Here is a 15594-nt window from a genome sequence, read left to right on the forward strand (position 1 = left end):
TAACTCTTGCTTACCTCATTACATCACTGGTGCGGATGAGGGAGCACTTTCTTTGTCTCTTGTTTCTTCCTCGATGGTTTGACAACCATCCGTGTTAACATGAGGAAATAAGCCAGGAATTGGACGGTTTACCATGAGGGCTGGAGGACGTGGTGGTGTTTTAAATAATGTTCTTGCTACCCTTCTTTCTGATGGAGGACTTAAATGTTTTGGGCTGGGAAAAAGACTGTTTCTGGCAGCCAGCATGGAAAATAGGTGGTCTGAAGTTTCTTCCCGTTGTTCGCGGGCTGGTGTATCTTTTGGGCTCGGCCAGGCATGGGTGGTGGCTCGTCTGGCACTTGACTCAGTAGGTATTTCACCGTTTCTCAAGTTGATGACACCTTGATAACTTTGGCCATGATGGCCGCGCACCAAGACGCCTGGATAAGTGATTAAATGGTCAAAGCAGGTTCGGCAGCATAACTTGGAAATGCCAAATATAAATGATTCATCATGAGGATGTTCGCATTCAACAAACAGGTATCGTGCAATTAATTGCTCGGCATGAATATCCTTGACGCTTGTCGTTACAGGCACAGGAGGTAAATCAAACTCACTGTCCAGCCATCCTTTTGCCGTAATGTGTCGTCCCTGCATTTTGAGTAAGGCTCCCTGCATGGTGGGTAATAAAATAACGGCTGGTGCATCCACGCCAAATGCCTGTTTTTCTTCGGCCGTAAACGTCGTGTCATCAATGCAGACGGCGTGAATGATTTTCATGGCAGCCTGTAACAGTACTTGAGTCTGTGTGTCAGGATCATCGCCGATCGTTCGTTCCGGGAATAATGCTTTGATGAGTGTTTTAGCATGGACTTCAAGTTCACTCAACGGACAAGATAAGGTTAATTTTTCCGCATTTTTTTGCATGAAACGCTGAATTATTCGCAATTTTTTTGCAATAACTGCCATGATGATTTCTTGGTCACCCTGTTTGCCGACATTAGCACCAATCACCAGTCGAGGAACTTCTGAAGTATCCAGAGTGACTGCTGTGCATGCCGACAAAGAAGAATTCAGTGCGAATAGACGGGCAAGACTGTCCATGCGGCGGATGCGTCTTGCATCGCATGCTGCTACCCGTTCATCAACGGGGGAATATTCATGGGCTACCCAATTACTAATATTTTCCTGCATCGCAATGATTTCTTCAGACGTCCTGGGAGATAAACGCAGGAGCATTTGGTTCGATTCTGGTGAAGGTCCAAGTACTTTGAGTCGCTCAGATAATTGGTCGAGGATGTTTTGAATATCTGGAATTTCATTAAAACGCCGAACGGCAGCATCCAACTGCGAACGACTAAGCTTTTGCTTTTCAAGTTCAGTTAAAAAACTATGAAATGCAATCGCAAATACAGAACCTTCTTCAGCGTTGATGGTCACGGCAGCTTTGGCAAGTTCAAAATAAGATGATTTGACTGGCCAGGATAAATCTGTATTTTTTGCATAGGGTTGCTTTAAAGCTCTAACCAAAAGGAATGTTATGGTTGGCCAATATATTTCTGCAGGTGTTGGCATGATTCTTAGTGCTTATCCGTTTTTAAAATAAAGCGAAGAATTCTAGTATGAACCATGTATGGGCAGCAATAGATTATTTAGATTCAGGGCAAAATCATACTTTGATTGTACTATATCTTATTTGTGTCGTTTCCGCGCAGGCGGAAATCTATCTTGCAAATAAAGTCATGACCATCATAAAAAATAGATTAGCGCCTGCACTGGAATGACAAAATTTTAGCTAATTATAAAGGCGTTTGTTGATCAAAATGGTATCTTACCCTGTAGATTATCGTTGTTTAATGCCTAAAATGGCGGTAGCCAGTGAATATCATGACGATTCCCAGTGTGTTGGCCGCTTCGATAATTTCTTCATCTCGTATAGAGCCACCAGGTTGAATCACCGCGGTAATACCATATTGTGCGGCCATGTTGATGCTGTCGGCAAAGGGAATAAATGCATCAGATGCCATCACGGCCTGATGAGTTGAAAAACCAGCGGATTCTGCCTGCCATAAACCAATGCGGGTACTCATGATTCGGCTTGTTTGTCCGGCACCAATACCAATGGTGGCTTCTTCTTTGGCAAACACAATGGCATTGGACTTAACGTGCTTGACTGCACGCCAGGCAAATAATAAATCCTGCAGTTGTTGTGGATTAGGTTTTCCGGTTGTGACGGTTTTAAGTCGTTTGGCATGCATCGGCCATTCATCCCGTTCTTGAATCAATAAACCGCCATCAATACTTCTTACATCAAGTTGGGGCGATACCCATGGTTTAGGATTTCCAGTTATTAATACGCGAATATTTTCCTTTTGAGTTAAAATAACTTGTGCTTCTTTGCTGATGTCAGGTGCAATGATGACTTCAATAAATTGTCTGGCAAGCATGGTTTTGACCGTGTCTGCTTGTAAACATCGATTAAACGCTAAAATGCCACCATAACTGGAAACAGAATCGCTCTCATAGGCACGTTCATAAGCTTCCACTTGTGTTTTGCGTGCCGCAATGCCACAGGGGTTTCCATGTTTCATAATAACGCACACCTGTTCATAATCAGAAAATGATTTCAGGCAATTCCAAGCGGCATCTGCATCAAGAAGGTTATTGTAAGAGAGTGGTTTGCCTTGCAGACACAAGGCTTGCGCGAGCGAATTTATTATGGGAGGGATATTAACATACAAGGCAGCTTGTTGGTGTGGGTTTTCACCGTAACGTAAATCGTTTTGCTTGATATGTTGAGAGATTAAATTGTCCGGAAATATGGCAGACTTTTGCTCTTCACGATTAAAACAGTTTAGGTAATTGGTAATAATGGCATCATATCTTGCAGTGTGAGCAAATGCTTTTTTTGCCAACGTAAATGTCCAATGTTCAGGGATTTGTTTTGCTTCTACATATTGGATAAGTTTTGGATAGTCGTCTGGTGTAACAACAACGGCTATGTTGGCATGATTTTTAGCCGCAGCACGGATCATGGCGGGTCCGCCAATATCGATATGATCCAGAGCGTCTTGCAATGTACATTCCGCCCGGCTGATAATGTCTTCAAAAGGGTATAAGTTGACTATCAGCAAATCAAAAGGGCGAATGGCAAAAGGTCGTAAACTTTTTTCATCGTCTGTACCATTAGCTAGTAAACCGGCATGAATGGCTGGGTGAAGTGTTTTTACCCGCCCATCGAGTAATTCGGGAAAACCAGTATAGTGTTCTACTTTAGTAATAGGAAATCCGTGATCTTGGAGTAAGTTAGCAGTCTTGCCGGTAGCAACAAGTTCAATGTTTTGTTGATGCAGTTTGGTGGCAAGCAATACAAGATCGCGTTTGTCAGAGACACTTATCAGAGCCCGGCGTGGATTAAAAAAAGAAGTGGTCATGGTTTATCTCACTTAGTTTAGAGGGCGTGGCGTTTTTGCAAACAATCCAAAACCTCGTATAAATCAATTTGACGAATGTGTAACAGGACAAGGAGGTGGAATATCAGATCAGCCGCTTCATTGATTAATTCGTCAGAATGATCACCAAGCGCTGCAATCACAGTTTCTACGGCTTCTTCACCTACTTTTTGAGCGCAGCGGTTGACCCCACTGGTTAATAAGGCAGAAACATAGCTGCCTGGTAGTTGAGTTTGTGCCCGCTCAGCAATGACATCGCTTAAGGTATTTAAAAAACTGAATGTGGATGAAGCCGCCGGTTGAAAGCAAGTCTTAAAGCCTAAGTGACAGGCAGGACCGGAAGTTAAGACTTGAATCAGAAGACTGTCGCCATCACAGTCGGTCACTATCTGTTGGACCGTCATGGTATTGCCCGAAGTTTCTCCTTTGCGCCATAAACGTTGTTTACTACGACTGTATAGAATTAATTCTTTGGTTATTAACGTTTGCGCAAGCGCATCCTGGTTCATATAAGCCAGCATCAATACTTCGCCGGAGCGTGCGTCTTGAATGATGGCTGGTAATAATCCATGCATTTTTTGCCAATCTAATTGTTCTGCATTCAGCGAATTCATAATCTTACCTCGATTTGGTTGGCGGCGAGTGTTTGTTTAACCTCCTGAATACTTAATATTCGCTGATGAAAAACGCTGGCAGCCAAGGCACCATCGACGCAAGCCTCCTGAAACACATGGACAAAATCGTGGGCAATGCCTGCGCCTCCAGAGGCAATCAGGGGAGCATGGGTCAGCGCACGCATTTTTTGTAATTGAGCAATATCATATCCTTGACGAACTCCATCGGATTGCATGCAATTCAGGACGATCTCTCCGGCCCCGCGAGCTTGAACTTCAAGGATCCAATCGGTGGTTTTACGTTTTGCAGGCTTGCATTTGAGTGGATCGCCCGTATATTGATAAACATAAAAATCATCATCTATCCATTGACTGTCAATGCCAATAACCACGCACTGACTGCCAAAAGCTTCGCTGAATTGATTAATGAGTTCTGGTCTTTCCAGGGCAGGACTATTGAGCGAGATTTTATCAGCGCCGGCATTTAAAATGGCCTGCGCTTTTTCAAGCGTACGAATACCTCCTGCCACTGTAAATGGAATAGGAAGGACACTGGCAACTTCATGAATCCATTGCGGACATACTGAACGATTTTCAGGACTTGCACTAATGTCATAAAAAACCAATTCATCGGCTCCTTCGGCAGCATAAAAAGAAGCAAGAGGAAGGACTTCACCCACAGGGCGATGCTGGCGGAATTGGATGCCTTTAACGACTTGGTTGTTGTAAACGTCCAGACAGGGGATGATGCGTTTGCTTAACATGATGCAACCTCTTGAATGCAGGCGAATAAATTAAGATCACTTTCGTATAAGGCACGCCCAACAATGACAGCTGCAATACCGGCAGCTGCAAGTTTGCGTATGTCTTCAAAATGGCGAATTCCACCGGAGGCTTGCCAGGCAATATTGGGAAAACGACTAATGGCTTCCTCATAAAGACGCACATTAGGACCTCTCATCATACCGTCACAAGCAATGTCGGTGCATAGTACGTGTTTAATACCTAACGCTTCATAGAAGGTCATGATGTGCCAAAGATTATAGGTGGTTGCAGTTTGCCAACCATGAATTGCAGGTGTGGGTGTGCCGTGGCTCATGTGCACGTCGAATGCCAACACGATGTTGTCGGCGCCGGCCAACTTGATCATTTGCATGGTCAGTTCCGGATCACTAATGGCAATGCTGCCAATGACGAGTTTAGTAATACCTGCAGCAAGACAAGTAGTTGCACTGGCAAGACTGCGAATGCCGCCACCGACTTGAAGGGTAATGTTATCCATTTTTATAGTTTTTATCAGAGTCAATTGTTGTATGTCTCCCAAGCGAGCACCATCCAGATCGACAATATGCAAATGGGTCGCACCCTGGTTTGCATAGTTCATGGCAAGCGTTTGAGGCGTTGATTCGTAAAAAGAAACACAATCAAATTGACCTTGTTGCAAACGAACACATCGACCTTGCTGCAAATCAATGGCTGGAATAATCAGCATGCTTTCTCCCATGATTGTGTTAAAAAATTATTTAATAATTTAAGGCCAGTATTGGCTGATTTTTCCGGATGAAATTGCATGCCAAAGACATTATTTTTTGCACGATGGCTGTAAATTCATGGCTATATTGGCAGCGAGCCAGGGCATGATTGTTGCTCAATGCCGCATAACTATGGACAAAATAAACTTGTTCATGGTCACTGATTCCTTGCTTTAAGAAAGAGTCGTTATGCCAGTGCAAATGATTCCAACCCATATGTGGAACTGGATAATGCTCTTTGTAAGACAGACGTTGAATATGGCCTGGAATGAGTCCCAAACAATCTACATGGCCTTCATCGCTTTGTTCATATAACAATTGCATGCCAAGACATATTCCCAGCAAGGGTTGTGTCAATTGTGTTAATACCGGTACTAAATGATGGGCATGCAGCGATTGCATGGCAGGAGCAGCTGCTCCTACACCAGGGAGAATGACGTGACTTGCCTGTTTTATCTCGTTTTCGCAATGCGTCAATACAGGGCTAAATCCCAAGCGCTTGATGGCATTCAGCAGTGAGGTTAAATTGTTTCCAACGATGTCAATGACAGCAATCATAAAATCCCCTTAGTGGATGGCAAGTTATTGCTTACCTGTTGCATGGCTTGTTGTAAGGCACGGCCTAAAGCTTTGAAGCAAGCCTCAATCATGTGATGATGATTTTGCCCATGCACCCTGACGTGCATGGTTGCCCCAAGGCTGCTTGCCAGAGAATTGAAAAAATGAGGAACCATTTCTGTTGCCATGCCGCCAACAAATTCACGAGTAAATGGTGCCTCAAAGGAACAAAAACTGCGGCCACAAAGATCAATGGAGACGCTCGCTAATGCTTCATCCATCGGTAGAGTAAACCCATAACGATGAATACCCCACTTATCGTTCAGGGCAGTCTTTAATGCATTGCCCAGTGCAAGTGCTGTGTCTTCAATTAAATGATGCTCGTCCACGTGGATATCCCCTTTGGCTGTTATTTGTAAGTGCAAACCGCCATGCTTGGCGATTTGCTCCAGCATGTGATTAAAAAAACCAATGGGAGTGTTAATGGCGCATGGCTCATCAGAATCAAGGACGACGGTTAAGGCAATGCTTGTTTCCTTGGTGTTACGGGTGATGGTAGCACAGCGTTTTTGGTTTAAAATCGTATCGACCACGTTTAACCAGTTGTGTTGATTGGTAATAGGGAGATAAGCAACTCCCAAGTTGTCGGCTAATTGTTTATCCGTCTCGCGATCACCAATGACCCAGCAACGATTTGGATTTATTGTGTTGTTTTGCAAAAAATCATCCAGTAAACCGGTTTTAGGCTTACGGCAGGCGCAACCATCCAAAAGGGTGTGCGGGCAAATAAATACATCGCGAAAGATAATACCCTGAGAGGTAAACAGGTGCATGATATAATCATGACAGCGTTGAAAATCCGCTTGTGGAAAGCGAGGGGTTCCTAAACCGTCTTGATTGCTGACCATGACTAATTGAAATCCAGCCTCTAGCAAACGAAGCAATGCCGGGATGACATGAGAACAAAGACGGATTTTAGCCAAATGATCAACTTGATGGTCATGCGGTTCTTCGATTAATGTGCCATCGCGGTCAATGAATAGAATGTTTTGCATCACTATTCTCCAGAAAATAAGTTTAAGGCGGACAATAATTGCGCGTTTTGATGCTGATTTCCTACTGTAATCCGCAAGTGATGCGGCAGGAGGCTATGCTCTCCAAAAAAGCGAATGGCAATGCTTTGTTGTTTAAACCATTGGGCCAGTGTTTTGGCATGGGAGGTTTTAATTAGGACGAAATTAGCGGCAGTTGGATAAATTTTGTCTATCCAGGGCGATGATTGTAAGCCCGCGATAAGTTCGGTGCGCAAAGACAGCATGCGCTGTTTGGTCTGGATAAGCCAACTTTTGTTTTTAACCCTTGTAAGCTTAAATGAATGACTGCGGTGGATAAGGTAAAAGGAGCCGTAATTGTTTGCAGGGCTTGAATAACTTGAGGTTGTGCAAGAATGGCACCAAGCCGTAATCCAGCTAAACCGTAAGCTTTGGAAAGCGTGCGGAGGACGATGAGATTATCAATGCTAGAGATGAGTGTTGCTGCACTTGGTGCATCGCTAAATTCAACATAAGCTTCATCGACAACAATCATGGCTTTATTATTAAATTGCCGACATAAGTTGGCTATGGTGGCTAATTCAATGAGGTTCCCTGTAGGATTATTGGGGCGACAAAGCATAATCAGTTTACAATCGGGTCGCCATGACTCCTGGATTGCCTCACACGACAATTGAAAGCCCGTGTCATTTTCCTGTAAGGGACAATCAATGATACCGGCTTGCTGTAAGCCAGCATAAAAGGCATACATGGAAAAGGTTGGCGGGCATTGGAGAATGCTGTCTAAACCGGCTCGTAAAAAAAGCCGCATCAATAAGTCAATGCCTTCATCGCTGCCTCTGGTTAACAAGAGCTCTTCAGGATCCACTTGATAACAATGAGCCAATTGCTTTTGTAACTCCTGTTGTGCTGCACGGGTTGGATAATGGTTTAATGCCATATCGGTGGATATGATGGGCGACCAGGGCAATTCATTTGCATCCAATTTATGCTTGAAAGATTCATGATTCATAGAATACGTTTGGATAAAGGCCAGATCGGGGCGCATTAATTTAAGGACGCTCACAGCAATTCTCCCAATGGAGTTAAACGTCGTTTCACAGCTTGAGCGTGGGCATCAAGACCTTCAAGCATCGCCAAGGTATAAGCCGTTTCGCCGATTTGTTCGAGACCCTCCTCAGTAATAGACTGGACACTGATGGCTTTTAAAAAATCCGTGGTGGATAATCCACTGTGACTGCGGGCAAAGCCATTGGTTGGCAAGACATGGTTGCTCCCGGTTGCATAGTCGCCTAAGGTTTCCGCAGCCCATGGACCTAAAAAAATGGTGCCTGCATTTTCTATTCCCGATACCCAATCGGGAGCGTCCGTACGATTAATGATTAAATGTTCCGGTGCGTATTGATTAATGATCGCCCATGTTTCAGTACGTTCACGACAGGTAAATATCCTGCTTTGTGCTAACGATTGCAGAATAATGGCTTGCCTTGATAGCGTTTGCAATTGTTGTTTAAGAGCAATATTGACTGCTTTAGCAAAGGATAGACTTTCACAGATTAATAACACTTGTGAATCTGTTCCATGCTCTGCCTGTGCCAGTAAATCCGCTGCTACATAGGCTGGATTGGCGTTATCATCGGCAATAATCATCACTTCGGATGGGCCTGCCGGCATGTCAATGGCAGTGCCTGCGGGATCAATCGATACTTGAGTTTTTGCTTCTGTTACATAACGATTGCCTGGGCCAAAAATCTTATCCACTTTGGGAATCGTCTTGGTTCCAAACGCCATGGCGGCAATGGCTTGTGCGCCACCTATGGTATAAATAGTCTCAATTTGACATAAACGTGCTGCCACGAGTAAGTTTGGATCGAGTTCTCCCATGCTATTTGGTGGCGTGCATAATATTCGTACTGGACATCCGGCAATTAAGGCTGGGATGGCTTGCATCAGCAGCGATGAAATCAATGGCGTATGATTGCCTCCTGGTACGTATAAGCCGACTTTATTTAATGGACGATACAAACGCTTGATATGAACGCCTTTTGCTGTGTTCACTTGCACAGGTTTCGGCATTGCTGCTTGATGAAAAGCAGTAATGGTTTGTATGGCAGTTTTTATGGCGGTAAGCGCACGGGAGGATATATTGGCCTCAGTAAAGCGCTCTTTTGCAACGGCTAAGGACGATAAACTTACCCCGTCAAATTCACGGGTAAAGCGCAGCAATGCTTGATCGCCTTCTTCTTTAACGGCGGTAAGAATGGCGCATACACTGTTTTTAGGACTATTACGTTGTTGTGGTCTTGTCAATCGTTGGCGTTTGCTTTCCAAAGACAAGTCTTGCCAATGTTCAATGGTTAACATCATTACTCCAGCATTTTTTCAATCGGTAAAACCAAAATGGAACTGGCACCCAATGATTGAATGGTTTCCAAGGTATTCCAGAAAATCCTTTCACTGGAGACAACATGAACAGCCACTTTGTTAGGATTGGCTGGCAGTGGCACGATCGTTGGTGATTCTGCTCCTGGCAAGTGGTTACAAATTTTCTCAAGAGCCATGGTAGGTGCATGAAAAACAATGTATTTACGTTCAGAGGCTTGCTGAACTGCCTTAATACGGCGTGCCAGCATATCAAACAAGGCTTGTTGCTCTGTGGTTATAGTATGAATGGATTGAATAAAGGTGGCCTGACTTTTGAGAACCGTTTCCACTTCGATGAGTTTATTATCTTCCAGGGTTTGACCACTCGATACCAAATCGCAGATGGCATCTGCCATGCCCATTCGTGGTGCGACTTCAACAGAGCCTGATAGCACTAGCCTTTCGACACGAATTTTTCTTTCATTTAAATACTGGGTCAGCAAATAAGGGTAGCTGGTGGCAATGCGTTTTCCTTCGAGACTTCCAGGTCCACGATAATCAAAGGATTCAGGAACCGCAATGGATAAACGGCAATAACAATTACCCAAGGGTAAAACCGTGCGATATTGCTTATGTGGGGAATGCAAGGCAGCTTCAAACAGTACATTTTCACCGACAATGCCGCCATCGCATAGCCCGTCAAAGATCAAGATGGGGATGTCATCATCACGAACAAACAATAAGTCAATTGGGAAATTTTCGACATGAGTAACTAGAGCATTTTCCTTGATACGAAATGTTAAACCGCAGCGTTGTAATAAATTGATGGATTCTTGGGATAATCGGCCTTTTTTCTGAAGAACCAAACGAAGTCTTTTGTTCACGTGTTTTCCTGGCGTTCATAAATTAGGTTATAGCCGCCGCTGCCTAGTGATAAACAACGTGCGACGCGGGTAATGGTGGTGACACTAACACCAGTTTCATCATGAATGGTGCGATAGGGCATACCTTTGCGCAGCAAAGGAACCACTTGCCAGCGATCGGCCATCGCTTCCAATTCCGCAGGTGTGCATAAATCTGTAAAGAAAGCAGCTGCTTCTTCGGTTGATTTCAATAAGCTTATGGCATGCAGGAGATGTTGCAATGACTCTTGTTTGGTTGTGTGATGTGATTTCATAATAGTGTATTAATGTAATATAACATTAGCGCATTATATCGAATGCATACGCATTAAGCAAGAGGTCTTTTAAGCAATGCACGCTGCGATCGGACTGATCATGTTTATGAGTGAATACTATTGGTATTTTGGTATTTTCTTTGTAAACTTCACCTCTGATGAGGGAACTTAGGATGAATAGTTCAGTCCATTTAAAAGGAATTTTATTATGATTGATAATGATGTTATGCGTGCCATCATTCTCTTGGCAGAAAAAAGTTATCATGAACGCAGTAAACCCGAACCATTTGCAGCCAAAGCTGCAGCGATGGCTGCAACAGAGGCGGCAGCAACGTTTAGTACGGAAGCGTCTAGTGCCAGCGCATTTGTAGCGGTCGAGCATGTGCTGACCTTAGCACAGTATGCGGCGGAGCTTTCTCTACTATCCATCAAACAACAGGAAGCGGGAAAGACCTATTATCCTGCTTCTAAAAGTGCATCTAAAACGGAAGAAGAGGTTGAGATAGCCGCTGCATTTCAGGAGATTTCTGATTCCTTGAAAGAGATTCCTTTTGGTGAAAACGCGCATTCACTATACCATCGGTTTTTTGATGACAAAACCTCTAAAAAACACCAACAAGCACTCCTGGCAGCATCTTCCACCTGGCTTCATGTGTATGCTTGTGCAAGAACGGCTTTCATATTTGCATCCGCTGTGGCTTCCCGTTATCCAGATGAGCAACGCGAGCAAGTATTTAAACAAACAATCACAAACAGGTTAAGTGCCGATTTGTTGGGGGAGTACATTGAGCCTGGTTTTTTGGTGGAAATAATAACAAACCCTGCCACGAAAGCCATAGCCATGATATTGCTCTTTGCAGGACTCGTCGCTTTATCCATTGGCACGATGGGATTGGCTGTTCCGGTCATCGGCACAGCTGTGGTTGCCGCCATTGGGGTTAGTAATGCGTGTTTGATTGGGGTAGGGTTTGGAGTTACCGCAATTGGCGGTGCGTGTATGGTAGGGCGGTTTTTTACTCAAAAACAGCAGGCAGCCGATAATAAAAAAAGCCATGATGCTATGCAAGCGATGAATGCTTATGAAGATTTCCAACCAAAAATGAGTTTGTAATAAGGATTTAACGTAAATGAAGCTTGTTATCCAAAGGAGAGCGGCTGTCTTTCTGGCGTTGGTTGCATTCCAATGATTAACATTAATTAAAGGAACGGCACCTCTCATATCACAACCATAAACCCTTGGGAATGATGGCAAGTAAGAAAGCATAGTGCGATTTTTCCCCTGTTTTTTAGCGGCATAGAGCGCTTGGTCGGAGGCGGCAATTAATCTTTTTATGGAGCTACCATTTTGCGGAAATCGGGCAATGCCAAGAGAAACGGTAATATTGAGGTCATTGCCCCTGAGGGTAATAGGCATTTCGCTGATTTTTTGCCGAACAGTCTCAGCAACCCTTTGTGCATTATCTAATTCACAATTAGGTAAAACTAATAAGAATTCTTCTCCACCGTAACGACAAACCAAATCCTCTTCTCTGATTAAAGAATTCAGGAGCTTGCCTAATAATGATAATACATAATCGCCACTTTCATGCCCAAATCGATCGTTAATTTGTTTAAAGTTGTCTACGTCTATCATAATAAAGGAAACGGTGGTTTTATTGCGTTTAGCTTGACCAATTTGTTTGATTACGTATTCATCAAGAAAACGACGGTTGAGTAACCCTGTCAGAGGATCACGAATTGCTTGGGAATAGAGCAATTCTTTCAAACGGATGTTAGCAATAGCCAGCGCAACGATTTCGGTTACTATTGAAATGAGCGAATGTGTTTTTTCGTTAGGTAACGCTTCTGTTTTGTTATCCGTCAATAACAATCCAAATATTTCATATTCAGCCATCAAAGGAATGCACAATGACTGCAACAGCATTAATGATAAATCGCAAATTGCCAGCGAAGTGCAGGCGGGTTTTGGCTACTCCATCAAGAGGTGGGTAAGCTTGAGTTTATCATACCAGGGAATTTCTGGCGGTAATTAGGATTTTTGTTACAATGCCGACCATGCTACCGCATAAGTATCCAATATTCTTGTGCAAAATAGTGTGCTGCTTGGTTTGACCTGTATAATATCCACGATGGAGAATTGATTCATGAATAAGAAACAATACATTGTTGCTCTAGGTTTAGCGTTCACACACGCTACCATAGGGTATGCTGTCAATCCGGCCACAAAAGAATATGTGGATGCGCAATTTGCTATATTACAGTCTCAAATTGCTGCTATTGGGAAACAAGGCGCAGTGGTCGGAGGGGTCACGACGGCAGGTGATAACATTTCTGTGACTGGAGCAGGTATAGCGAATGACCCTTATGTCGTGGCAAATAGCGCCCGTCGAGTCGGCGAACAGCAAGATGGAGGGATAATCTTTCTTGTTGATGCGACAGGCCAGGCTGGACTGATTACGGCCACTGCAGATGAGCCTGCTGCAGCGATGTGGCAAGACGCTATGGATGCCTGCACGAATAAAGCGGGTGGTGGCTGGTTCTTGCCTACCAGAACCCAATTGACCTTTTTATGGAATAACCGTTATTTAATAGACTCTAATGATGCTAATGGGGGTTTTACTATTAACAACTATTGGAGTTCTACCCAGAGCGACGCAATTGGCGCGTGGGTTCAGAACTTCGAGAATGGCAGTCAGGGCCTAGGTGATAAGTTCAATAATTTCCAGGTTAGGTGTGTCCGGGCTTTCACTTAGTTTTTTTATCTCTTTTTTGAGGTCGTAGCGGCCGCGTAAATCTCTTCATCAAATAGTTTCATTGTTTTACATGTTGAATTAATTGTATGCTTATAATTTAATTTTAATCAACGTGTTTGCTGTATAAATAATTTACATGGGCTTCGGTATGCCAAGCTATTACGATGCATTGCGTTTTAATCCGTTCATTCATGGTACTTCCTCGCAAACCTTAAGTATGATGAAACATACGGATTTTCAGCTTATGCCTATTCTGGCAATGCTTCAGAATTTTAAAATAGCTCCTATGGTGGGAGAGTTGGCCCAAGGCGGATTTGGTATTATAGGAAAAGATTCCAATGATAATACTCTCACTGGGGCTCCTGCTTTTGGTCGTATGCAACATGATCACTATGATCTAAATAGAGTCATCAAAAATTATACCAAATATTCTAATAATACGACCCTCAATGCATGCAAAGAAAATTTCAAAGACCTCTTGAAGTTTGCTCACAAATCAGCATTTACCAACTTGAATTTACTGATGATATATGTGGCTCGTTTGCGACAGTTTGGTGTAAAAATATCGGATGTTGTGTCTTTAGAGGAAATAAGTGTCTTAAAAGAACGTTTAGATGCTACGGTGCAATTTTATTATTTTATTTTATGTATTCAAAAATATATTTTCATTGATGTCTCAGAAATAGAACGTTTTAAAAAGGAAAATGACCTTGATGGTTATTTTGCGGTTGGTGATTATATAGAACATTTTTTTTCTTTTCAGAATTTTTTGGAAAAGCTCAGAAATACGCAGTTTAATATGGAGGAAATTTATCATTCTCCATCTCCAGAAAATATAAGTAAACTTTTAGTGTTTCTTAAAATTCAGAAAGGTACTCAGGAAACCGTTAAAAGATATCCTTCGGGGGAAGATAATTTTATAGCTAAGTGCGATTATCATTTTTTTATTCATGAAAAACATGAACCAACTAACAAAGTTCGCTATGAAAAAATTGGCGGATATCTGTTTACTAATAACTCAAGCTATTCGTTTGCACATTATCTTGAAGAATATTATCGATCTTGTAGTGCACAGGATCATGAGGATACATTGGCTGTACTACCTGATTTTGAAGCGTTTCATGGAGAAGTATTGCCCTATATAAATGCGCTTAAAGATAGAATTCAATTGTGTAAGGCATTATTAGATGCTCCTGATGATGCATTTGTACCTTATGATGGTAATGATGCATTAATCACCAAGCCGTTTCCAATAATATATGTCACAGAGGCAAACACCATAGAAGCATTTCATGCTGAGTATAGAAGTCGCCTGCCTCTTAAGTTAGGCAAAGAAATTGTATTAGTAACCACTGATAATAAAGAAAATCAGAAAAGATTGCGTGATTATTTACAAACAAATAATGTAGGGCCTGTAGAGGTACTTCTTTTTGATGATTTGTATACGCTTCGTTCTACACCAGATGCTAATTATTTTGATGCATTTGCGCATGATGATTTGATTAAAGCATTTGAGTTGGCTAAAAAACAACATTGTGTAACTCAGTTCTCCAAACTTTATCGTGCTCTTTCTGAACTTAATGAAAAACGTTATCGCTTTAAATCAACGAATACAGAAATTTATGAGAAATTAAATGAGCTGTTTACTGATTTGCAGCAAAGTATTTTAACGCCTGACAAAAGTAGAATTAATTTCAGAGGAATACAAGAGGCTCTCCAGCGTAATAAGCAAGAAAATTACACATTATACGCAACCCACCGAGGGATATTAGGAACGATTGATAGACTATTAACTATTCTTGCAAGTTTGGTAGTATTTTATCCAATCACTTACCTTGTGCAAAAAAGCAGGAAATCAATGCATACTTTTTTTGCGACAGATACCGAGAAAAAGGTGGATAATGCGCTGCTCACTGTTGAAGAGATCACAAACGAATTGACAACGGTTAGCAGTCAATTTTAGGAGGTCCATCATGATTGGCTGCCCGTTACATCGCAGCGTCCAAGGGTAGTTTATATTAAGTAGCAATAATAAAAATATCATGAATGTTTTCATATCTGCAAATTAATATAGTATTGCTTTAAGATTATGTAGATATAATGAATGAGGTTA

The 15594-nt window shown here is 42.5% G+C and carries 15 protein-coding genes and 2 pseudogenes; 5 read left to right on the top strand and 12 right to left on the bottom strand.

Annotated features, from left to right (window positions below; translation table 11 throughout):
- Window positions 1–18 precede the first annotated feature (18 nt).
- Window positions 19–1554, bottom strand: coding sequence for a hypothetical protein (locus LOA_RS04760; protein ID WP_025385365.1), 1536 nt, complete (start codon window positions 1552–1554; stop codon window positions 19–21).
- 47 nt (window positions 1555–1601) lie between these two features.
- Between LOA_RS04760 and LOA_RS14645 the strand changes: the two genes are divergently transcribed.
- Window positions 1602–1763, top strand: a complete 162-nt coding sequence (locus LOA_RS14645) for a hypothetical protein (RefSeq protein WP_156411355.1) — start codon at window positions 1602–1604, stop codon at window positions 1761–1763.
- A 69-nt stretch (window positions 1764–1832) separates the two neighbouring features.
- Here LOA_RS14645 and purH read toward each other — a convergent pair whose 3' ends face one another.
- From purH to LOA_RS04810, 10 genes and pseudogenes are all read right to left on the bottom strand, one after another.
- On the bottom strand, window positions 1833–3413 hold the full coding sequence (gene purH / locus LOA_RS04765; protein ID WP_025385366.1) for a bifunctional phosphoribosylaminoimidazolecarboxamide formyltransferase/IMP cyclohydrolase: 1581 nt from the start codon (window positions 3411–3413) through the stop codon (window positions 1833–1835).
- 17 nt (window positions 3414–3430) lie between these two features.
- Window positions 3431–4045: a bifunctional phosphoribosyl-AMP cyclohydrolase/phosphoribosyl-ATP diphosphatase HisIE gene (hisIE, locus tag LOA_RS04770; RefSeq protein WP_025385367.1), complete on the bottom strand. Its 615-nt coding sequence runs from the start codon at window positions 4043–4045 to the stop codon at window positions 3431–3433.
- Complete coding sequence (gene hisF / locus LOA_RS04775; RefSeq protein ID WP_025385368.1) at window positions 4042–4809, bottom strand: imidazole glycerol phosphate synthase subunit HisF; 768 nt, start codon at window positions 4807–4809, stop codon at window positions 4042–4044. The genes hisIE and hisF overlap by 4 nt, the downstream gene beginning before the upstream one ends.
- A complete protein-coding gene (locus LOA_RS04780) occupies window positions 4803–5537 on the bottom strand; it encodes a 1-(5-phosphoribosyl)-5-[(5-phosphoribosylamino)methylideneamino] imidazole-4-carboxamide isomerase (protein ID WP_025385369.1) in 735 nt (244 codons plus the stop codon). The genes hisF and LOA_RS04780 overlap by 7 nt, the downstream gene beginning before the upstream one ends.
- Window positions 5531–6135, bottom strand: a pseudogene (gene hisH, locus LOA_RS04785) (imidazole glycerol phosphate synthase subunit HisH). Before hisH ends, LOA_RS04780 begins: the two are co-directional and overlap by 7 nt.
- A complete protein-coding gene (gene hisB / locus LOA_RS04790) occupies window positions 6132–7190 on the bottom strand; it encodes a bifunctional histidinol-phosphatase/imidazoleglycerol-phosphate dehydratase HisB (protein ID WP_025385370.1) in 1059 nt (352 codons plus the stop codon). The pseudogene hisH and the gene hisB overlap by 4 nt, the downstream one beginning before the upstream one ends.
- A 208-nt stretch (window positions 7191–7398) precedes the next feature.
- Window positions 7399–8253 (bottom strand): pyridoxal phosphate-dependent aminotransferase, encoded by an 855-nt coding sequence (locus LOA_RS04795; protein ID WP_238551329.1) that lies wholly within the window; start codon window positions 8251–8253, stop codon window positions 7399–7401.
- Entirely contained in the window at window positions 8250–9551 is a 1302-nt protein-coding gene (gene hisD, locus LOA_RS04800; protein WP_025385371.1) for a histidinol dehydrogenase, read from the bottom strand. The genes LOA_RS04795 and hisD overlap by 4 nt, the downstream gene beginning before the upstream one ends.
- Window positions 9552–9553: 2 nt before the next feature.
- A complete protein-coding gene (gene hisG, locus LOA_RS04805) occupies window positions 9554–10435 on the bottom strand; it encodes an ATP phosphoribosyltransferase (protein ID WP_025385372.1) in 882 nt (293 codons plus the stop codon).
- Window positions 10432–10728 (bottom strand): YerC/YecD family TrpR-related protein, encoded by a 297-nt coding sequence (locus tag LOA_RS04810; protein ID WP_025385373.1) that lies wholly within the window; start codon window positions 10726–10728, stop codon window positions 10432–10434. The genes hisG and LOA_RS04810 overlap by 4 nt, the downstream gene beginning before the upstream one ends.
- A 208-nt stretch (window positions 10729–10936) precedes the next feature.
- Between LOA_RS04810 and LOA_RS15195 the strand changes: the two genes are divergently transcribed.
- On the top strand, window positions 10937–11839 hold the full coding sequence (locus LOA_RS15195) for a hypothetical protein (protein WP_025385374.1): 903 nt from the start codon (window positions 10937–10939) through the stop codon (window positions 11837–11839).
- Window positions 11840–11998: 159 nt separating this feature from the next.
- Here the strand turns inward: LOA_RS15195 and LOA_RS16170 are convergent.
- A pseudogene (locus LOA_RS16170) lies at window positions 11999–12598 on the bottom strand (GGDEF domain-containing protein); the annotation flags it as partial.
- Between LOA_RS16170 and LOA_RS15200 the strand changes: the two are divergent.
- The 3 genes from LOA_RS15200 to LOA_RS04830 all read left to right on the top strand — a co-directional run bounded on the left by LOA_RS15200 (window position 12498) and on the right by LOA_RS04830 (window position 15444).
- A complete protein-coding gene (locus LOA_RS15200; protein ID WP_025385375.1) occupies window positions 12498–12761 on the top strand; it encodes a hypothetical protein in 264 nt (87 codons plus the stop codon). The pseudogene LOA_RS16170 and the gene LOA_RS15200 sit on opposite strands and share 101 nt — an antisense overlap.
- A 111-nt stretch (window positions 12762–12872) precedes the next feature.
- On the top strand, window positions 12873–13481 hold the full coding sequence (locus LOA_RS04825) for an Lcl C-terminal domain-containing protein (protein WP_025385376.1): 609 nt from the start codon (window positions 12873–12875) through the stop codon (window positions 13479–13481).
- A gap of 148 nt (window positions 13482–13629) precedes the next feature.
- On the top strand, window positions 13630–15444 hold the full coding sequence (locus LOA_RS04830) for a hypothetical protein (RefSeq protein WP_025385377.1): 1815 nt from the start codon (window positions 13630–13632) through the stop codon (window positions 15442–15444).
- Window positions 15445–15594 lie beyond the last annotated feature (150 nt).

It is taken from the genome of Legionella oakridgensis ATCC 33761 = DSM 21215 (assembly GCF_000512355.1).
Classification (GTDB): Bacteria; Pseudomonadota; Gammaproteobacteria; order Legionellales; family Legionellaceae; genus Legionella_A; species Legionella_A oakridgensis.